Below are 17,996 nucleotides of genomic sequence, written 5' to 3'. Positions count from 1 at the left end.
CGGCATCCGGAAGGTCGGCGCGTCCCGGGACCGCTGCCCGGCCGCCCCGCTAGGTTCGTGGCCATGACGACGCCGCCCTCCACCGACGACCCGTGGTCGGGCGTCCCGGACGCCGGCACACGCCCCGTCCAGCACGACTCGCGACGCCCGCCGCGCTGGGTGCCGCGCGCGCTCGCGATGGCCGTCGTCGCGGTGTTCGTCGGCGTCTTCGCCTGGTACGCCCTCGGCCAGCTGAAAGCGCTGGGCGTCAACATCCTCATCGCGTTCTTCGTCGCGCTCGCGCTCGAGCCGATCGTCGTGTGGCTCGTGCGGCACGGTTGGCGCCGGGGCGCGGCCGCCGCCGTGGCGCTCCTGGGGTCGCTCGTCGGGATCCTCGTCGTGCTCGCCCTGTTCGGGAACCTGTTCGTCCAGCAGCTCGGGCAGCTCGTCCAGTCGATCCCCGCCCTGTACGCGAGCGTCCAGGACTTCGTCGCGGACCGCTTCGACGTCGTCATCCCGGACTCCGACGACCTCCTCAAGCAGGTCATCAACGACTTCGGCGACGACGTCGCGTCCGGCGCCATCGTCGTGACGACGACGATCGTCGGCGGCGTCTTCGCGAGCCTGACGATCCTCCTCGTCACCTACTACCTCCTCGCGGCGGGACCGCGGTTCCGCGCGGCCGTGTGCCGCTGGCTCACGCCGAACCGGCAGGAGGAGGTGCTGCGCCTCTGGGAGATCACCCAGGTCAAGGTGTCGGACTTCATCAACTCGCGCATCGTGCTCGCCGCGCTGTCGAGCGTGTTCACGTTCGTCTTCCTGCTGATCCTCCAGACGCCGTACGCCCTGCCGCTCGCGGTGTTCACGGGCGTCGTCTCGCAGTTCGTGCCCACGATCGGGACCTACATCGGCGGCGCGCTGCCCGTCGCCGTCGCGCTCACGTCGCAAGGGCTGCCGCAGGCCCTGGGCGTGCTCGCGTTCATCATCGGCTACCAGCAGCTCGAGAACCTGTACTTCTCCCCCAAGGTCTCCGCCCGGGCGCTGGAGATGAACCCGGCGGTGAGCTTCGTCGTCGTGCTCGCGTTCGGCGCGGTGTTCGGTGCGCTGGGCGCGTTCCTCGCCCTGCCCATCGCCGCGACGATCCAGGCCGTCGGGAACACCTACCTCCAGCGGCACGAGCTCATCGAGTCGCACATGCTCCACGACCCGGACTCCGAGGGCCACACGCCAGGCAAGGGCAAGGGCAGCGGGAGGGGAGACGGGAAGGGCAAGGACGACGAGGGTCGCACCGCCCGCCGCCGACGCCGCAACCGCGAGGCGAACCTCGAGGCCGAGCGCACGGTCGACGAGCGGCGCGCCGAGGGCATCGACTGAGCGCGGCGCTCCGCTCCCGGGGGGAACGGCGCGGGCTCGCGGGTCGGGGAGCGCTCAGGCGTTCTCGTCGAAGGCCGCGCGGAGCTTGGCCTCCTCGTCGGCGGAGAGGTTCGTCTGCACGAGCTCGCCGTGGATCCCCTCGGCCTGCAGCGCCTCGTGCACGCGGTCGACGACAGCGCCCGACGTGAGGACGAACAGCGCGGACGTGCCCGGGGTGACCTTGCTGCGCACGGAGTCGATGAAGTCGTCGTCGATGCCGACGTCCGTCAGCGCGCCGGCGATGGCTCCGGACGCCGCGCCGATCGCCGCGCCGAGGAGCGGGACGAAGAACAGGAGCCCGAACAGCAGGCCCCAGAACGTGCCGCCGAGCGCCCCGACGGCGGTCGTGTTGTTCCCCTGGCGGGTCTTCGGCTTCTTCTTGCCCTCCTCCCAGGACACGGTGGCCGCGTCCTGCACCTGGATGAGCTCCTGCTTCTGGAGGGCGAGGAGCGCGTCCTCGGCGCGCTGGGCGCCCTCGGGGGTGTCGAACTTCCACACGGTGAGCGTTGCCACGTCAGACCTCGATCCGGATCGTTCGTTCGGCGGGGGCGCGCCGTCGCGCCCCGTGACGCGTCGAACGTATCCCCGCCTCCCGGGTCGCGCGCGGCGAGCGCGAGGACCCCACGGGGGCCGGGGCGCGGCGCCGCGGCTCCGGATGCGGTGCGGTCGGGTGCGTGGTTCTCTTCCCGTGTGTCCGACGCGCCGGCAGCCGCCACGACGTCGGGTCGCCTCCTGCGGTCCGTGGTGCCGGCCCTCGTCGTCGGGGTCGTCAGCGCCCTGACGCTGCTCGCGCTCTCCGAGCTCGCGACGTGGATCCAGCACCTCGTGTGGGACCGGCTGCCGGAGGCGTGGGGGATCGCGAGCACACGCACGTGGTGGACCGTCCTCGTGCTCACCGTCACCGGGCTGCTCGTGGGCGTCACGGTCCGGTGGGCCCCGGGGCACGCCGGCATCGACCCGGCGACGACGGAGCTCGTCTCCGAGCCGCTCCCCCTGCGCGCCCTGCCCGGTCTCGCGCTCGCCCTCGTCCTCGGCCTCGCCGGCGGGGTGAGCCTCGGGCCCGAGAACCCGATCATCGCCCTCAACGTCGCGCTCGCCGCGTGGTTCCTCTGCCGCCCGCGGTTCGGCGTGCCCGTCGCGGGTGCCGTCGGTCTGGCGCTGGCCGGGACCATCGGCGCGATGTTCGCCACCCCCGTCGCCGCCGCGCTCGTCCTCACGGAGAGCTTCGCGGAGCGCGGCGGGCAGAGCGGTCCCCTCTTCGACCGGCTGTTCGCGCCGCTGGCCGCGGCCGGGGCAGGCGCCGTCACCATGACGGCGGTCGGGGCCCCGACGTTCTCCGTCGACCTGCCCGACTACCCCGGTCCGGCCCTCGGCGACGTCGCGAGCAGCGTCCTGATCGGCGCCGCCGCCGCCCTCGTCACGGCGCTCGCGGTGGTCGCCCTCCCGGTCGTGCACGCGCTGTTCCACCGCCTGCGCAGCCCCGTGCTGGCGCTCGGCGCCGGCGGGCTCGCCCTCGGGCTCCTCGGGGTCCTCGGCGGGCCGCTCACGCTGTTCAAGGGCCTCGACGAGATGAAGGAGCTCGCGCAGCAGGCCGACACGTTCGCCTGGTCCACGATCCTGCTCATGGCCGTCGTCAAGGTCGCGGCCCTCGTCGTCGCGGCGGCCGCCGGGTTCCGCGGCGGCCGCATCTTCCCGGCGGTGTTCATCGGCGTCGCGCTGGGCCTCTCGGCGTCGTCCCTCGTGCCCGCCGTCCCGCCCGCGATCGCCGTCTCCGCCGGCGTGCTGGGCGCCGTCCTCGTCGTGGCGCGCGACGGCTGGCTCGCGCTCTTCATGGCGGCCGTGACGGTCGGCGACGTCCACCTGCTCCCGGTGCTCTGCGTGGCCGTCCTGCCGCTGTGGCTCGTCGCCCGCTCGATGCGGCCCCTGCGTGTGGAGGTCCCCCCGGGCACCCCCGAGTTCCCCGCGCTCGCCCCGGCGGCCGACCCGACGACGACCGGGCACGGCGACCGCAGGGCGCGGTGACCGCAGGGCGCGGTGACCGCCGCCGGCGTCGTCAGCCGCGGGTCGTCGCCTCGCGGATCCGCTTGTCCTCCTGGCGGCGGTCCCACCAGCGGGTGAGGACGAGCCACCCGAGGAGCCAGCCGCCGAGCGCGCTGATCAGCCAGACGACGACCGTCACCCCGATCCACGTGGAGGCGCCGGAGATCTCCAGGCCGTCGCCCACGAGCGTCGCGATCCACAGCGCGAGGAACGTCGACACGAGGCCGATGCCGCCGAGCACCGCGGACGCGTACTTGCGCGCGACGTTGAACACGAAGGGCGCGAGCACCCCCTGGGCCACCGCGAACACGAGGACGGCGACCGTGAACCCGGAGGCGTGCACCGTGACGCCGTCGAAGACGTTCGCGGCGACGAGGAGGCCCACGGCGGCGAGGACCACGTTGATCGCGAAGCTCAGCAGGAACCGGATCATGCCGCAACCGTCCCGCCGCGCGGGAGGTTCCGCAACCGCTGGTGCGGCGCGGGAGCCCGCCCCGTGCGACCTGCCCGGGAGGTCGGGACACCTGCCCCTGGGACCCGGGACGCCGCCCGGCCGACGCTGCGGGGGCCGTCGCACCGCGTGACGGGCCCCGGCCGCGGGAGGCGGCCTCGAACGGAAGGTCGTCCCATGCAGGACAGCTCGCTCACCACGCCGTCGGCGGTCGCCGACGGCACGCCCCGCCGCGCCCGCGGCACGACGCCCCGCGCGTGGGCCTGGACCGGGGTCGTCGCCGGTGTCCTCGGCCTGGTCTCGATCCAGTCCTCGATGGCGCTCGGCATCAACTGGGAGGAGACCGCGGGCGACGCGGAGGCGATCGTCGCCGACCTCTCCGGCCGCACGGGCACGCAGATCGTGTTCCACACCGCGACGATCGCGTGCGCGCTGCTCGTGCTCGTCTTCGCCGCCGGGCTCAAGCGGCGGCTCGACGGGCAGGCTCCCGCCGGGTCGATCCTCCCGACGGTCGCGGGCTGGGGGCTCGTGCTCGTCTCCGTCGCCGGGCTGCTGGGCTCGGGCCTCGACACGCAGTTCCTGTTCGGCCTCGGCGACACGGCGCTCATCGTCCCGGAGTCGGGTGCGTTCTACAGCGACTGGGTCGCGACGATCCCGTGGCTGTGGGTCGGCGCGGGCGTCGCGGGCGTCGCGCTCGGCGTCGCGGCGCTGCGGCACGCGGCCGCACCGCGCTGGCTCGGCGTCGTCGGGTTCGTGCTCGGCGGGCTCGCGCTCCTCACGGGCGTGTCGCCGCTGCAGTACATGGCGGGGTTCGTCGGCCCGATCTGGCTCCTCGTCACCGCGCTCGGCTTCGCCCTCGGGGACCGGCGCTGAGCACGACGCGCCAGATCGGCGAGGCACGACGAGATCGGCGGGTCCGGTCGGGATCGGCGGTCTGGACCGCCGATCCGGCACGGGACTGCCGATCTCGCCGTCGTCCGCGGCCGGGTGATCTCCCGCCCGGACCCTTCTCGCCGCGCGTGCCGCGGCCCTACCGTGGGCCCGTGGCCGAGCCCGGGCCCGGCCGCGCCGGGATGCCCCGCACGGGCTGGACGATCGGCGTCCTCGCCTGGGTGCTCGGCGTGTCCGCGCTCGCGCTCCAGCTCACGTCCGGCGTCCCGCTCCTGCTGGGCGACCTGCTGTTCGTCGTCGTGGACGCGACGGTCGCGCTCGTCTACGGCACGGTCGCGGCGGTGATCCTCGTGCGGCGGCCCCACGTCGTCGGGTGGCTCGTGGCGCTCGCCGCGCTCGGCGGCGGGGTCGCGGCCCTGGGCGGCGGGTGGCGCAGCTACGCGTCGACCCACCCCGGCCTGCCTCCGCTCACGCCGCTCGCGGACGCCTACGGGTGGGCGTGGGTGCCGGGCACGGTCGGGCTCTTCGTCCTCGTGCCGTGGTTCGTGCGCGGCGGGCGGCTCGGCGCGGGCGCGTGGTGCGGGGTCGCGGGCGGCGTCGCGTCCATCACCGCCTTCTTCCTCGCTCCCTCCGACGACCCGCGCCCCGCGATCGTCGGCGTCGTCGTCATGGGGCTCGTCACCGCGGGCGCGACGGCGTGGCGCCGGTTCCGCGGGCCGGCGGAGGAGCGCCGCGGGCTGGGCCTCCTCGCGCTCGGGACCGCACTCATGGCGCTGTCGTTCCTCCCGCTGCTCGGCACGTGGGCCGACCCGGACGTGCTCCTCGCGCTCCCCCTCACGCATCTCGCGTGCCAGGCGCTGTTCCCCGCCGCGATCCTCGTGTGCGTGCTGCGCAACCGGCTGTGGGGCATCGACCTCGTGCTGTCGCGCGCGACCGTCGCCGCGATGCTCGCGGTCGGTCTCGCCGTCGTCTACGCGGTGGTGGTCGTGCTCGCGACGACCGTCGTCGACGGCCCCGCCGCGCAGGTCGTCGCGGCCGTCGGGGTCGCGCTCGCGGTGCAGCCCCTGCACACGTGGCTGCGGCACCGCGTGCGCACGCTCGTCTACGGGGAGGGCAACGATCCGGGCCGGGCGGCCCTGAGCGTCGGCCGCCACCTGTCGTCCGCGTCGACGGCCGACGACCTCGTCGTGAGCCTCGCCGTCGGCGTGCGCGAGGCGCTGCGCCTGGAGAGCGTGACGATCGAGCGGTCCGCACCCGGCCCGACGGCGTCCGCCAGCCCCGCGGGCCCGGCGCCCTGGGCGGGTCCCGGCAGCTATCCGGTGGGGGACGCCGTCACGCTCCCCGTCGAGCACGGCGGTCGGGTGCTCGGCCGGGTCTACGTCGTCGCGCGGGCCGGCGAGCGGCTCGACGCCCGGACGCGGGACGCGCTCGAGCAGCTCCTGCCCGTGCTCGGCGCCGGTCTCGCGCTCGCGCGGGGCGCGCACGAGCTCGAGGAGGCGCGCGACGCCACGACCCGCGCGCGCCTCGCCGAGCGGCGCGTGATCCGCCGGGAGCTGCACGACGGCGTCGGGCCGTGGCTCGTGGGCCTGCGCCTCGGGCTCCAGGGCGCGCGGAACACGCTGCGGACCGACCCCGAGGCCGCGGCCGCGGTGCTGGACGCCCTGGGGGTCGAGGTGGCGCAGCGCGTCGAGGACGTGCGCGCGCTGTCGCGCAGCCTCCTGCCGCCGTCGCTCGACGAGCACGGTCTGGAGGTCGCGCTCGGCGAGCTCGCGGGGCGGCAGGCCCTCGGCGGGTTCGTCGTGGACGTGCGCTGCGACCCGTGCGTCGGCCTCGACCCGCGCGTCGCCGCGGCCGCGTACGCGATCGCGAGCGAGAGCGTCGTCAACGCCGCCCGCCACTCCGGGGCGCAGGAGTGCCGCCTGACGGTCCTGCTCGGGGACGGCGTGCTGGTCGTCACGTGCGAGGACGACGGGCGGGGCGTCGCGCCGGACGCGGTCGCCGGCGTCGGCTCCCGGTCGCTGCGGGAGCGGGCCGACGAGCTCGGCGGGCGGCTCGACGTCACCGCGCTGCGGGCCGACGGCGAGCGCCCGGGCACGCGGGTCCGCGCCACCCTCCCGCTGGTCCCGGTCGGGGCGCTCGCGCGCGGGGCGGCGTCGTGATCCGGGTCGCGGTCGTCGACGACCACCCCGTGTTCCGGCTCGGCATGGCCGCGCTGCTCGACTCGTTCGACGGCGTGCGCGTCGTGGGGAGCGCGGCGTCGACGGCCGAGGCGCGGGCGCTGCTCGGTCTGGGCCCCGGTGGCACCGAAGGCGCCGGGGCGTGGGCCGACGTCGTGCTCCTGGACCTCGACCTCGGCGACGGGTCGGGCGTGGACGTGACCCGCGACCTCGTGCGCGCGGACCCGGCCGCGCGCGTGCTGGTCGTGACGATGCACGAGGACGAGGACGCCGTCGTCGCGGCCGTGCGCGCGGGGGCGCGCGGGTTCCTCGTGAAGTCCGCGAGCCCCGCGGAGGTCGAGCGCGCCGTCCGCGCGGTGGCCGACGGCGCGATGATCCTCTCCCCGTCCGTCGCCGACCGGGCGATGGCGTACGTCGTGGGCGGGCGCTCCGCCGTGCGCGCGCCGTTCCCCCAGCTCACCGACCGCGAGCGCGAGGTGCTCGACCTCGTCGCGGCCGGTCTCGACAACGCGTCGATCTCCCGGCGGCTCGTGCTGAGCCCCAAGACGGTGCGCAACCACGTCGCGAACGTCCTCGCCAAGCTCGCCGTCCGCGACCGCGCCGCCGCGATCGTCCGGGCGCGCGAGGAAGGGCTGGGCGGCGGCTGACGCGTCAGGCGTCGTCGTCCTGGATGATCGACAGCACGTTGCCCGCCGGGTCGGTGAACCACGCGATGAGCGGGCCGCCGCCGCGGAAGACGAAGTCGTCGTCCGTCTCGACGGGCGTGCCCGCGTAGCGCTCGAACTCCACGCCGCGCTCGCGGAGCGCCGCGACCGTGCCCGGCACGTCGGCGACCGGGAAGTTCAGCACCGTGAACGACGCCGGGGCGTGGGCCTCGCCCTTCGGGTAGACGAGCACGCGCGCACCGCCGCCGATCTCGAGCCAGAGCATGTCGTCCCCGCTGACGGTGAGGCCGAGGTCGTCGGCGTAGAACCGCCGCGCCGCGTCGACGTCGTTGACCGAGAACCCGCTGAACGCCGTGTCGAGCATGTCTCCTCCTGGGGTCGCGCGGGCCGGTGCCCGCTCTCCCCAGGGTCGACCGCCCGCGGCCCGCGGGCTCATCGGTCGCGTGACGGCGTCAGGCCTCGCGACGCAGGTGCAGCAGCGGGAACGGGCGCCCCTGGTCGTCCGTCTCGGACCTCCCGGTGACCTCGAACCCGAGCGCCCGGTAGAAGGCCAGCGCGCCCGGGTTCTGCTCGTTGACGTCGAGCTCGACGACCGGGAGGCCGCGCCCGACCGCGTCGAGCAGCGCGCGGCCGGTCCCTCGCCCGTGCAGCGCGGGGTCCACGAACAGCATCTCGACCCGGTGCCCGACGGTCCCGACGAACCCGACCACCCGGCCGTCGACCTCCGCGACCGTCAGGTCGACGGCGCCCAGGTACTCGTCCCGCACCGCGGTCTCGAGCTCGCGCACGTCGTCGGGTCCGAGGAAGTCGTGGGTCGCCTCGACGGCGCGCCGCCAGACGCCGACCAGCGCGTCCGTGTCGTCGGGGCGGGCGGGGCGGAGGACGTGGTCGGTCACGGCACGAGCATGCCAGTGCCACGGCGCAGGGTGCTCCGAGAGCTGAGCGAGCCGCTCCTGCGCAGGAGGGACGCTTGGCACCTGCATCGAGACCTGTCAATATAGAAGCATGTCGATGCAAACACGGTGCCTCCGGATCGCCGCCCCCGACGGTCCGGCACTCCCGTGAGCACCCCCGGCACGGCACCGCGGGCGCGGCTGTCGGCGCTCGACCGGTGGCTGCCGCTGTGGATCGGGCTGGCGATGCTCGTCGGCCTGGCCCTCGGCAGGTTCGTCCCCGCCGTGTCCGACGCGCTCGACGCGCTGGAGGTCGGCGGGATCTCCCTCCCGATCGCCGTCGGCCTGCTGGTGATGATGTACCCGGTGCTGGCCAAGGTCCGCTACGAGCGGGTGGGTGCGGTCACCGGCGACAAGCGGCTCCTGGCGTCCTCGCTGGTCCTGAACTGGCTGGTCGGGCCGGCGCTGATGTTCGCCCTGGCGTGGGCCTTCCTGCCGGACCTGCCCGAGTACCGCACCGGGCTGATCGTCGTCGGCCTGGCCCGGTGCATCGCCATGGTCGTGATCTGGAACGACCTGGCGTGCGGGGACCGGGAGGCGGCGGCGGTGCTCGTCGCCATCAACTCCGTGTTCCAGGTCGTCGCCTTCTCGTTGCTCGGCTACTTCTACCTCACGGTGCTGCCCGCGTGGCTGGGCCTGGACACCCAGGGCCTGGACGTGTCGGTGGGGCAGATCGCGCTCAACGTGCTCGTGTTCCTCGGCGTCCCGCTGGCCGCCGGGTTCGCCTCGCGCCTGGTCGGGGAGCGCGCCCAGGGCCGCGCCTGGTACGAGGACCGGTTCCTCCCGGTGATCGGACCCTGGGCGTTGTACGGGCTGCTGTTCACGATCGTGCTGCTGTTCGCCCTGCAGGGCGAGGCCGTCACCTCCCACCCGCTCGACGTCGCCCGCATCGCGCTGCCGCTCCTGGTGTACTTCGCCGTCATGTGGGGCATCGGGGTAGTGACCGGCAAGGCCCTGGGCCTGGGGTACGCGCGCACCACGACGCTGGCGTTCACCGCGGCGGGCAACAACTTCGAGCTCGCGATCGCCGTCGCCATCGCCACGTTCGGTGCGACCTCCGGCCAGGCCCTGGCCGGAGTCGTCGGTCCGCTCATCGAGGTCCCCGTCCTGGTCGGTCTCGTCTACGTCTCCTTGTGGCTCGCACGCCGCTGGTTCGCCATCGACCCCTACGCCGACCCGACCCGAGCACGAGAGCTGGAAGAGGTGAGGCCATGACCACCGCTCCCCTGCCGATGACCGTCACGGACACCGACTGCACGCCGCAGGTCGAGGCGCACGCGATCGGGACCGAGGTCGCGGGCGCCGTCGCCACGACGCTCAAGGCCCTCGCCGAGCCGCTGCGGCTGCGCATGCTCTCCTTCATCGCGACCTCCACGGCCGGTGAGGCGTGCGTGTGCGACCTCGCCTCGCTCACGGACGTCTCGCAGCCGACCGTCTCGCACCACCTGAAGGTGCTGCGCGACGTCGGGGTGCTGACGTCCGAGCGACGCGGCACCTGGGTCTGGTACCGCGTCGCGCCGGGGTACACGACCGCGGTCACGACGCTGCTGGAGTCCTTCGCCCCGGCGGCGCTCGGCGCCAGGCACGGCGCGACCGTCCTTGCGGGGCTCGACGACGTCGACGCCGCCCTCGACCACCTGGCCGAGGACCTGGCCGGGACCTTCGCCGACGTGCGGTTCGACGTCGTGCAGCGCGTGGTCCGCGAGTCGTACACCGACCTGGCCCGCTCGGCGAAGGTCTCGGCCCACCTGGTGCCGCTCACGGAACGGTTCGCCCGCCAGCGGCTGAGCGACCTGACCCGCCCCGCGGACACGGGACCGCAGGTGCTGTTCGTCTGCGTCGCCAACGCCGGACGCTCCCAGCTCGCCGCCGCCCTGCTGCGCCGCTACGCCGGCGACCGGGTCGTCGTCCGGTCCGCGGGGTCGGCGCCCGCGTCCGACATCCACGAGGGCGTGCGCGAGAGCCTGACCGCGCTCGGCATCACCGCCGACGACGCGTTCCCCAAGCCGTTGACCGACGACGCCGTCCGCGCCGCGGACGTCGTCGTCACGATGGGCTGCGGAGACGTGTGCCCGGTCCTGCCCGGCACGCGGTACGAGGACTGGCTCGTGGGCGACCCAGCCCTGGCCTCCCCGGCCGGGGTCGCCGCGATCCGCGACGAGCTCGACACCCGCGTGCGCGCACTGCTCGCCGAGCTCCTGCCCGACCTCGACCTGCCCGCACCCTGAGCCACCGGAGACCACCATGACCGACACCGCTTCGAAGCCGTCCGCCCTGTTCGTCTGCGTCCACAACGCCGGCCGCTCCCAGATGGCCGCCGGGTACCTGCGCGCCCTGTCCGGCGGCGCCGTGGAGGTCCGCTCTGCCGGGTCCGCCCCGGCCGACCAGGTCAACCCCGTCGCCGTCGAGGCCATGCTCGAGGAGGGCATCGACCTCCGCGCCGAGCAGCCCAAGGTCCTCACGACGGACGCGGTCCAGGCGTCCGACGTCGTGATCACCATGGGCTGCGGCGACGCGTGCCCGATCTTCCCCGGCAAGCGCTACGAGGACTGGGCCCTGGCCGACCCCGCCGGGCAGAACATCGAGTCCGTGCGCCCGATCCGCGACGAGATCCGCAGGCGCGTGCTGACCCTGCTCGACGAGCTCGGTGTCGCCCCGGTCCGCCTCTCGCAGAGCTGAGGGGTCGGCCGAGCGCCGGTCCCGCACAGGAGCGACGCGAGGCCTGTCGCTCACGGGTGGTCTGCGTCGCCCGAGCGGCCGTGCACGACGCCGGTCGCGAACCCGACCTCGGCCGGTGCCCCGACCCCGAGGACGACCGGCTGCGGCGCCGCCGGCGCGGTGCCGCAGCACGACCCGCTCGTGCCCGCGCCGTCCGCCTCCAGGGCGAGGTCGGTCGAGCAGACTCCGGTCGCAGGGAGGTCCAGCTCGACCGCGTCGGCCGCAGCCCGGTCCCCTGCCAGCGCCGCCGCGATCGAGCGCACCTGCTCGTAGCCGGTGGCGAGCAGGAACGTCGGAGCGCGTCCGTAGGACTTCATGCCCGCGAGGTAGAACCCGTCGTCCGGGTGGGACAGCACCTGCTCGCCGTGCGGCGGCACGGTGCCGCAGGAGTGCTGGTTCGGGTCGATGAGCGGAGCGAGCGCCGCAGGTGCCTCCACGACCGGGTCCAGGTCGAGGCGCACCTCGCGCAGCATGTCCAGGTCCGGCCGGAAGCCGGTCGCGTCGACGATCTGGTGCACCTCGAGGCTCAGCGCCCCGTCGCGCACGGTCCCCAGCACCTGGACGGTTCCGGCACCGGGGACGAGGCGTTCGATCGAGACGCGCGTGAGCAGCGTCAGCCGCCCAGCCTCCACGGCGGCCCGCAGGCGCGTGCCGAGCAGGCCTCGCGCAGGGAGCTCGTCGTCGGCTCCACCGCCGAAGAGGCGACGCGCGGAACCACCGCGGATCGCCCACGTGATCGTGGTGCCGGGCTCGGACTCGGAGAGCTCGACGAGGTTCAGGAGCGTGTTCGCCGCGGAGTGGCCCATCCCGACGACGAGGGTGTCCCTGCCTGCGAACCGGTCGCGCCGGGTGCCGAGCACGTCCGGGAGAGGTCCGGTGACGAACGCAGCCGACTCCTCCTCGCCCACGGCCGGAAGACCCGAGACCCCCAGCGGGTTCGACGTCGAGAACGTCCCCGACGCGTCGATCACCGCGCGGGCCAGCACGTCGGTCACCGTGCCGCCGGCGTCCACCGTCCGCACCCGGTACCCGCGCCGCTCCCGGCCGAGGGAGCGTGTCTTGTCCGCACCGTCGCGGGCGACCGACACCACTCGCGTGCCGGTACGCAGTCGGGGCGCGATCTGCGGCGTCGCGGCCAGCGGAGCCAGGTAGCGCCCCACGAGCTCCCCGCCGGTGGGCAGCGCGTCCGGATCCGGCTCCACCCACCCCGTCGCCTCCAGCAGGCGCCGCGCGGCGGCGTCGACGTCGTAGCGCCACGGCGAGAACAACCGCACGTGGCCCCACGACGCCACGGCCGCACCCGGCCCGTCGCCGGCCTCGAGCACGATCGTCTCCAGCCCGCGCTCCAGCAGGTGCGCCGCCGCGGCCAGACCCACCGGACCTGCACCGATCACCACGACCGGGAGCTCGTCCCGCCCCACCTCGACCATGAGCACTCCTCGCATTGAAGGTTATCGATGCGAGCATCGTGGACCACCCATCGATGAGTGTCAATGTGTGGCAGGATGGCCGCATGACGACGGCCACGCTGCCCCCGGCGCCCCCGCGCGGCGCACCCGGCTGCTGCGGCCCGGCCGCCACCGGGGCGGCAGACCCCGATGCTGCGCGCGAGCTCGCGCGCACCTTCAAGGCCCTGGCGGACCCGACGCGGGTCCAGCTCCTCGCGATCGTCGCTGCCCAGGAGGGGCACGAGGCGTGCGTGTGCGACCTCACCGGGCCGGTCGGGCTCTCCCAGCCGACCGTCAGCCACCACCTCAAGATCCTGGTCGACGCCGGCCTGCTGACCCGCGAGCAGCGCGGCCGCTGGGCGTACTACTCGCTCGTCCCGGGCGCCCTCGCCCGCGTCGCACGGTCGCTCACGGAGACCGCGGGGAGCTGAGCGCCGCTTCGCCGCGCGCTCCCGTCCTCCTGTCCCTACGCTCGCCCCTGTCGGTGGCGCCGTCCGCACCGACCGGCCGTCGGCGACGGTCGTCCGACGACGAGCGAGGCACACGATGACCGAGCTGACCGGATCGATCGAGGAGGCCGGCCCCCGGTCCGGCTGGCAACGGTTCTGGGACCGCGGCGGCTGGTGGCGGGCCTTCCTGTTCGCGGTCCTCTACATCGCGGTGTATCTGGGGGTCGGGTGGCTCGTCGGGCTCACCCGGCTGGGGCCGGGCAGCGGCGAGGAGCTCCTCGACTCGTCCGGCACCGTGTTCTTCGGGCTGCTGCTGCCGATCCTCGTCATGGGCCTGCTGCTCGTCGTCTTCCTGCGGACCGTCCGGTGGCGACGCGAGGTGTTCGGGCCGCAGCCGGTCGCGGGCCGACCGTGGATGTGGGTCGCGGTCGTCCTCGTGCTCGTCCCGGTCGCGCTCCATCTCGCGGCGACGGACTGGGGCGCCTACGACGTCACAGTCGTCCTCACCGTCCTCGCGCTCGGCCTGTGCGTCGGGTTCGCCGAGGAGGTCCTGACGCGCGGCGTCGCCGTCACGATGCTCCGCCGGGCCGGGTACGGCGAGAAGGCGGTGATGGTGCTGTCGTCCCTGCTGTTCGGCCTCCTGCACACGACGAACCTCGTCTCGGGGCAGAACCTCCTGCTCGTGGGCACCACGGTGGTCTACGCGTTCGGCTTCGGCACGATGATGTACCTCTCCATGCGTGTCACCGGCAGCATCGTGCCCGCGATCCTCCTGCACGCGGCCACCGACCCGACGACGTTCCTCGCGACGGACGGCGTCGACGCACACGGCGCGAGCTCCGGCTCCGAGGCGCTGAACGCGATCGCGGGCACCTTCAACGTCGTGTTCGTCCTCGTCGGGATCCTCGCGATCTTCCTCGTCTCCGGCCGTGCGCGGGGCACCGCCCCGGCCGAGGGGTGACTCCCGCTCGTCAGGACCGTCGGCCGCGCAGCGCGATCGCAGGGCCGGAGAAGAGCGCGATGCCCAGCACGAACCCGACGTCGTACCAGGTCCCGTTGTTGTCGACCTCGTAGATGCTCACCGTGTCCGTGAAGAGGGACACGATGAACGTCACCGGCAGGATCGCGCCCTGCCACAGGCCCCACCAGAACCCGTAGCCCCCGGGGTTCGCGGCGACGTTCGGCCCGGCCGCGCACGCCCCCAGGAGCAGGAGCACCGCGAGGGCGACGGCCGTGCCGGCTGCTCGTCGCGTCGTCGTGGACATGTCGCTCACCTCCGAGCACCAGTGAACCGCTCGCGCCGCCCGACGGCCAGGCCGGGCAGGCGCGACGCTCCCCGGGGAGACCGGTGTCGGGGCCGTGCGGCAGGATGACCGCATGACGCAGAGCACGGACGAGGGCGCCCCCGCGCGCAGCGAAGCCACCCCCGGCGGCGAGCTCATGCTGCTCGACACCGCGAGCCTGTACTTCCGGGCGTTCTTCGGGGTGCCGGACTCGATCAAGGCGCCGGACGGCACGCCCGTCAACGCGGTGCGCGGCCTGCTCGACATGATCGCGACGCTCGTCACGGACCGTCGTCCGACGCGCCTCGTCGCGTGCTGGGACGTGGACTGGCGCCCGGCCTTCCGGGTGGAGGCGATCCCCTCGTACAAGGCGCACCGCGTCGCGGAGGTCGTCCCGGGCACGACGGGCGTCGAGGAGGTCCCGGAGAAGCTCGTCGCGCAGGTGCCGGTCATCGTCGACGTGCTCGCGGCGCTGGGCATCGCCCGCGTCGGGGCGGCGGGCTACGAGGCGGACGACATCATCGGCACCCTCACCGCGCGCGAGGTCGCGCGCCGTGCGGCGGCGGGCGCGACGCCGGACCCGTCGGGCCGGGCGGCGGTCGAGGTCGTCACGGGCGACCGCGACCTGTTCCAGCTCGTCGACGACGCCGCGGGCGTGCGCGTCCTCTACCCGACGAAGGGCGTGAAGAACCTCGACGTCGTCGACCAGGCGCGCCTGCGCGAGCGGTACGGCGTCCCGACGGGGGCGGCCTACGCGGACATGGCGGTGCTGCGCGGCGACCCGAGCGACGGCCTGCCGGGCGTCCCCGGCATCGGCGAGAAGACGGCGGTCGCGCTCCTCGAGAGGTACGGCGACCTCGCGGGCGTGCTCGCGGCGCGCGACGCGGGCGACCCGGGTCTGACGGCGACCCAGCGGCGCCGGCTGACCGAGGCGGCCCCGTACCTGGAGGTCGCCCCGCTCGTCGTGCGCGTCGCGCCCGACGCCCCGCTGGGCGACGTCGACGACGCGCTGCCCACCGCCCCGGCCGACCCGGACGCGCTCGCCGAGCTCGGCGAGCGCTGGGGTCTGGGGTCGTCCGTGCAGCGCCTCCTGGACGCGCTGCGCGGCTGAGCGGCCGCCGCCCGTCCGGAGGGCAGACTGGGTCCGCCGCCGCGGACCGCCGGCGGCCCGTCCGACCCCGCCGGGAGGCGACCCGTGGCTCTCGTCCGCTGCAGCTTCTACTCCGACGTGCTCGAGGTGAGCACGTCGATGACCGTCGTGCTCCCCCAGGCCACGACGACCCAGATCGGCATGGCCGGGTCGGCGAGCGCCCGCGCCGAGGGCGCCCCGGTGCTCTACCTGCTCCACGGCATGAGCGACGACGAGACGATCTGGACGCGCCGGACGTCGATCGAGCGGTACGTCGCCGACCGCGGGCTGGCCGTCGTCATGCCGCGCGTGGAGCGCAGCTTCTACGCCGACGAGGTGCACGGGCACCGCTACTGGACGTTCCTGTCCGAGGAGCTGCCGAGCCTCGTCGACCAGTTCTTCCGCGTGTCGACGCGCCGCGAGGACACGTTCGTCGCGGGGCTGTCGATGGGCGGGTACGGCGCGTTCCGCTGGGCCCTGCGGCACCCCGAGCGGTTCGCGGCGGCGGCGAGCCTGTCCGGCGTGCTCGACCTCGCCGACGAGTCGTACCGCGAGCGGCGCCTGCCGGACATCGAGCGCGTGTTCGGCGACCGCGAGATCGCCGGGTCGGACGACGACCTGCTCGCCCTGCTGCGGCGCGCCGCGGCCGAGGGCCGCACGGCCGACCTCCCCGAGCTGTTCCTCGCGTGCGGGACGGAGGACTTCCTCGTCGACGGCAACCGGGCGTTCGAGCGGGTGGCCGATGAGTCCGGCGTGGCGCTGCGGTCGGAGTTCTCGCCCGGGACGCACGAGTGGGGCTTCTGGGACCGCACCATCCAGGACGTCCTCGACTGGCTGCCGCTGGCCGGGACGCCACGAACCTGAGGCGGCACCCTCCCTACCCCTCGGGCACGTCACAGACCGTGCCCGCGCGTCGTCGTCCAGGTGACCTGACCGCACCTCCGGCCGTGCAGCGCGCACACCGCGACGAAGGGGACCAGCACCATGACCGCCTCCACCACGCTCTCGCCCACCGACGTCGCCGCGCTGCGGGACCGCGTCACGGGTCGCGTCCTCGCGCGGGGCGACCTGCCCGACGGCGGCCCGACCGCCGCGGAGGCCGTCGCCGCGCACAGCACGCTCGTCGCGCACGACCCCGACGTCGCGGTGCTCGCGGAGACGGAGGCCGACGTCGTGGAGGCCGTGCGGTTCGCGGCCCACCACGGGCTGCGCGTGCGGTCGCACGCGACGGGCCACGGCGAGTCGTCGCCGATCACGGACGGCGTCGTCCTCGGGACGAGCGGTCTCGCGGGCGTCGAGGTCGACCCGGCGTCGCGCGTCGCGCGCATCGGTGCCGGGACGCGCTGGAACGCGGTCGTCGACGCGGCGGCGGAGCACGGGCTCGCGCCCGTCACGGGCTCGTCGACGTCCGTCGGGGTCGTCGGGTACACGCTCGGCGGTGGGTACGGGCCCCTGACGCGCAGCCACGGCCTGACGTCGGACCGGGTGCGCGGCTTCCGGGTCGTGCTCGCCGACGGGTCGGTCGTCGAGGCGGGCCCGGACAGCGAGCCGGACCTGTTCTGGGCGCTGCGCGGCGGCAAGGGCGGGCTCGGTGTCGTGACGCGGCTCGACCTCGAGCTCGTGCCGCTGCGCACGCTGTACGCGGGGTCGCTCACGTTCGACGCCCCGCACGTCGAGGACGTCCTGCGCGGCTGGGCGGCATGGACCGCGACCGCGCCCGACGACGTCACGACCTCGGTCGCGGTGCTCGCCCTCCCGGACCTGCCGTTCGTCGCGGAGCACCTGCGCGGCCGCACGGTGCTCGCCCTGCGCTTCGCCTACCCGGGCGACCCCGCGGAGGGCGAGCGCCTCGCCGCGCCGCTGCGGGCGCTCGCGCCCGCCCTCGCCGACACGGTGGGCGAGCTGCCCGTGAGGGCCGTCGCGACGATCCACGCGGACCCGGAGGACGCCGGGCCGTCGTGGGTCTACGGCGCGGGCCTGCGGGAGGTGGACGAGGAGTTCCTCGACCGGTTCCTCGCCGAGCTCGGGCCGGGCAGCGGGTCGCCGTTCGTCGCGGCCGAGCTGCGGCACGTCGGCGGCGCCGGGGCGCGCGACGTCGAGGGCGGGTCCGCCGCGGGCGGCCGCACCGCCGGGTTCCTGCTGAGCCTCGTGGGCGTCAACCCGCCGCGGCTGCCGGACATGGTCGCCGCCGCGGCCTCTCTCGCGCAGTGGTCGCAGCCGTGGGCCGCGACGGAGACGAACATCAACTTCCTGCCCGGGCCCTGGACGGACGACGCGCTCGCCCGGGCGTGGTCGCCCGAGACCTCCGCGCGCCTCGCGTCGGTGCGCGCGGCGTACGACCCGACGGGCCTGTTCGCCTGGCGCGTGTGACCCGGTCCGCCCCCGGTTCCCCGGGGGCGG

General features: G+C 74.9%; 19 protein-coding genes. 13 read left to right on the top strand and 6 right to left on the bottom strand.

Annotated features, from left to right (window positions below; genetic code table 11):
* The first annotated feature begins 63 nt into the window (after nt 1-63).
* Entirely contained in the window at nt 64-1,353 is a 1,290-nt protein-coding gene (locus tag ACPCUX_RS13765; RefSeq protein ID WP_232322649.1) for an AI-2E family transporter, read from the top strand.
* Between the two features lie 54 nt (nt 1,354-1,407).
* On the opposite strand, the gene ACPCUX_RS13760 is transcribed toward ACPCUX_RS13765, so the two are convergent.
* On the bottom strand, nt 1,408-1,905 hold the full coding sequence (locus tag ACPCUX_RS13760; protein WP_043656289.1) for a DUF1269 domain-containing protein: 498 nt from the start codon (nt 1,903-1,905) through the stop codon (nt 1,408-1,410).
* A 177-nt stretch (nt 1,906-2,082) separates the two neighbouring features.
* On the opposite strand from ACPCUX_RS13760, the gene ACPCUX_RS13755 reads away from it, so the two are divergent.
* Nucleotides 2,083-3,414 carry an ion channel protein gene (locus ACPCUX_RS13755; protein ID WP_212715443.1) on the top strand — a complete coding sequence of 444 codons (1,332 nt, stop codon included), beginning with the start codon at nt 2,083-2,085 and terminating at the stop codon, nt 3,412-3,414.
* A gap of 31 nt (nt 3,415-3,445) precedes the next feature.
* Here ACPCUX_RS13755 and ACPCUX_RS13750 read toward each other — a convergent pair whose 3' ends face one another.
* On the bottom strand, nt 3,446-3,865 hold the full coding sequence (locus ACPCUX_RS13750; protein WP_061268381.1) for a phage holin family protein: 420 nt from the start codon (nt 3,863-3,865) through the stop codon (nt 3,446-3,448).
* Between the two features lie 195 nt (nt 3,866-4,060).
* Here ACPCUX_RS13750 and ACPCUX_RS13745 point away from each other — a divergent pair, with 195 nt between their 5' ends.
* The 3 genes from ACPCUX_RS13745 to ACPCUX_RS13735 all read left to right on the top strand — a co-directional run bounded on the left by ACPCUX_RS13745 (nt 4,061) and on the right by ACPCUX_RS13735 (nt 7,598).
* Entirely contained in the window at nt 4,061-4,756 is a 696-nt protein-coding gene (locus tag ACPCUX_RS13745; RefSeq protein WP_061268382.1) for a hypothetical protein, read from the top strand.
* A gap of 170 nt (nt 4,757-4,926) precedes the next feature.
* Nucleotides 4,927-6,933, top strand: a complete 2,007-nt coding sequence (locus tag ACPCUX_RS13740; protein ID WP_423388988.1) for a sensor histidine kinase — start codon at nt 4,927-4,929, stop codon at nt 6,931-6,933.
* A complete protein-coding gene (locus ACPCUX_RS13735) occupies nt 6,930-7,598 on the top strand; it encodes a response regulator transcription factor (RefSeq protein ID WP_423388987.1) in 669 nt (222 codons plus the stop codon). Before ACPCUX_RS13740 ends, ACPCUX_RS13735 begins: the two co-directional genes overlap by 4 nt.
* A 4-nt stretch (nt 7,599-7,602) precedes the next feature.
* Here the strand turns inward: ACPCUX_RS13735 and ACPCUX_RS13730 are convergent, their stop codons facing one another.
* Nucleotides 7,603-7,980, bottom strand: a complete 378-nt coding sequence (locus tag ACPCUX_RS13730; RefSeq protein WP_423388986.1) for a VOC family protein — start codon at nt 7,978-7,980, stop codon at nt 7,603-7,605.
* A gap of 88 nt (nt 7,981-8,068) precedes the next feature.
* Nucleotides 8,069-8,512 carry an acetyltransferase gene (locus tag ACPCUX_RS13725; protein WP_232322651.1) on the bottom strand — a complete coding sequence of 148 codons (444 nt, stop codon included), beginning with the start codon at nt 8,510-8,512 and terminating at the stop codon, nt 8,069-8,071.
* 165 nt (nt 8,513-8,677) lie between these two features.
* Here ACPCUX_RS13725 and arsB point away from each other — a divergent pair, with 165 nt between their 5' ends.
* Genes arsB through ACPCUX_RS13710 form a run of 3 tightly spaced genes read left to right on the top strand, consistent with a single transcriptional unit; the run spans nt 8,678 to nt 11,248 of the window.
* Nucleotides 8,678-9,784, top strand: a complete 1,107-nt coding sequence (gene arsB / locus ACPCUX_RS13720; protein ID WP_423388985.1) for an ACR3 family arsenite efflux transporter — start codon at nt 8,678-8,680, stop codon at nt 9,782-9,784.
* Nucleotides 9,781-10,797 (top strand): metalloregulator ArsR/SmtB family transcription factor, encoded by a 1,017-nt coding sequence (locus tag ACPCUX_RS13715; RefSeq protein WP_423388984.1) that lies wholly within the window; start codon nt 9,781-9,783, stop codon nt 10,795-10,797. The genes arsB and ACPCUX_RS13715 overlap by 4 nt, the downstream gene beginning before the upstream one ends.
* A 16-nt stretch (nt 10,798-10,813) precedes the next feature.
* Nucleotides 10,814-11,248, top strand: coding sequence for an arsenate reductase ArsC (locus ACPCUX_RS13710; RefSeq protein ID WP_043656420.1), 435 nt, complete (start codon nt 10,814-10,816; stop codon nt 11,246-11,248).
* A 50-nt stretch (nt 11,249-11,298) separates the two neighbouring features.
* Here ACPCUX_RS13710 and ACPCUX_RS13705 read toward each other — a convergent pair whose 3' ends face one another.
* On the bottom strand, nt 11,299-12,717 hold the full coding sequence (locus ACPCUX_RS13705) for an FAD-dependent oxidoreductase (protein ID WP_423388983.1): 1,419 nt from the start codon (nt 12,715-12,717) through the stop codon (nt 11,299-11,301).
* An 83-nt stretch (nt 12,718-12,800) separates the two neighbouring features.
* On the opposite strand from ACPCUX_RS13705, the gene ACPCUX_RS13700 reads away from it, so the two are divergent.
* Nucleotides 12,801-13,166, top strand: coding sequence for an ArsR/SmtB family transcription factor (locus ACPCUX_RS13700; protein WP_137279969.1), 366 nt, complete (start codon nt 12,801-12,803; stop codon nt 13,164-13,166).
* A gap of 115 nt (nt 13,167-13,281) precedes the next feature.
* On the top strand, nt 13,282-14,145 hold the full coding sequence (locus tag ACPCUX_RS13695; RefSeq protein WP_251177365.1) for a CPBP family intramembrane glutamic endopeptidase: 864 nt from the start codon (nt 13,282-13,284) through the stop codon (nt 14,143-14,145).
* Nucleotides 14,146-14,155: 10 nt separating this feature from the next.
* Here ACPCUX_RS13695 and ACPCUX_RS13690 read toward each other — a convergent pair whose 3' ends face one another.
* The gene (locus ACPCUX_RS13690; RefSeq protein ID WP_043656410.1) at nt 14,156-14,449 is read right to left on the bottom strand and encodes a hypothetical protein; all 294 of its coding nucleotides are present in this window, start codon (nt 14,447-14,449) and stop codon (nt 14,156-14,158) included.
* Between the two features lie 112 nt (nt 14,450-14,561).
* On the opposite strand from ACPCUX_RS13690, the gene ACPCUX_RS13685 reads away from it, so the two are divergent.
* From ACPCUX_RS13685 to ACPCUX_RS13675, 3 genes are all read left to right on the top strand, one after another.
* Nucleotides 14,562-15,578 (top strand): 5'-3' exonuclease, encoded by a 1,017-nt coding sequence (locus ACPCUX_RS13685; RefSeq protein ID WP_423388982.1) that lies wholly within the window; start codon nt 14,562-14,564, stop codon nt 15,576-15,578.
* Nucleotides 15,579-15,662: 84 nt separating this feature from the next.
* A complete protein-coding gene (locus tag ACPCUX_RS13680) occupies nt 15,663-16,460 on the top strand; it encodes an alpha/beta hydrolase (protein WP_021482104.1) in 798 nt (265 codons plus the stop codon).
* A 120-nt stretch (nt 16,461-16,580) separates the two neighbouring features.
* Complete coding sequence (locus tag ACPCUX_RS13675) at nt 16,581-17,966, top strand: FAD-binding oxidoreductase (RefSeq protein ID WP_423388981.1); 1,386 nt, start codon at nt 16,581-16,583, stop codon at nt 17,964-17,966.
* The last annotated feature ends 30 nt before the right edge of the window (nt 17,967-17,996 follow it).

Source organism: Cellulosimicrobium sp. AB352 (genome assembly GCF_049538415.1).
Classification (GTDB): Bacteria; Actinomycetota; Actinomycetes; order Actinomycetales; family Cellulomonadaceae; genus Cellulosimicrobium; species Cellulosimicrobium funkei.
The sequence above is the reverse complement of the archived record's forward strand: the minus strand, read 5'-3'. Positions and strand labels throughout refer to the sequence as shown.

Excerpts from the sequence above, each read along its gene's own strand:
- ACPCUX_RS13765 (WP_232322649.1), top strand. The coding sequence starts at position 64 with ATGACGACGCCGCCCTCCACCGACGACCCGTGGTCGGGCGTCCCGGAC.
- ACPCUX_RS13750 (WP_061268381.1), bottom strand. The coding sequence starts at position 3,865 with ATGATCCGGTTCCTGCTGAGCTTCGCGATCAACGTGGTCCTCGCCGCC.
- ACPCUX_RS13745 (WP_061268382.1), top strand. The coding sequence starts at position 4,061 with ATGCAGGACAGCTCGCTCACCACGCCGTCGGCGGTCGCCGACGGCACG.
- ACPCUX_RS13730 (WP_423388986.1), bottom strand. The coding sequence starts at position 7,980 with ATGCTCGACACGGCGTTCAGCGGGTTCTCGGTCAACGACGTCGACGCG.
- ACPCUX_RS13715 (WP_423388984.1), top strand. The coding sequence starts at position 9,781 with ATGACCACCGCTCCCCTGCCGATGACCGTCACGGACACCGACTGCACG.
- ACPCUX_RS13710 (WP_043656420.1), top strand. The coding sequence starts at position 10,814 with ATGACCGACACCGCTTCGAAGCCGTCCGCCCTGTTCGTCTGCGTCCAC.
- ACPCUX_RS13705 (WP_423388983.1), bottom strand. The coding sequence starts at position 12,717 with ATGGTCGAGGTGGGGCGGGACGAGCTCCCGGTCGTGGTGATCGGTGCA.
- ACPCUX_RS13700 (WP_137279969.1), top strand. The coding sequence starts at position 12,801 with ATGACGACGGCCACGCTGCCCCCGGCGCCCCCGCGCGGCGCACCCGGC.
- ACPCUX_RS13695 (WP_251177365.1), top strand. The coding sequence starts at position 13,282 with ATGACCGAGCTGACCGGATCGATCGAGGAGGCCGGCCCCCGGTCCGGC.
- ACPCUX_RS13690 (WP_043656410.1), bottom strand. The coding sequence starts at position 14,449 with ATGTCCACGACGACGCGACGAGCAGCCGGCACGGCCGTCGCCCTCGCG.
- ACPCUX_RS13685 (WP_423388982.1), top strand. The coding sequence starts at position 14,562 with ATGACGCAGAGCACGGACGAGGGCGCCCCCGCGCGCAGCGAAGCCACC.
- ACPCUX_RS13675 (WP_423388981.1), top strand. The coding sequence starts at position 16,581 with ATGACCGCCTCCACCACGCTCTCGCCCACCGACGTCGCCGCGCTGCGG.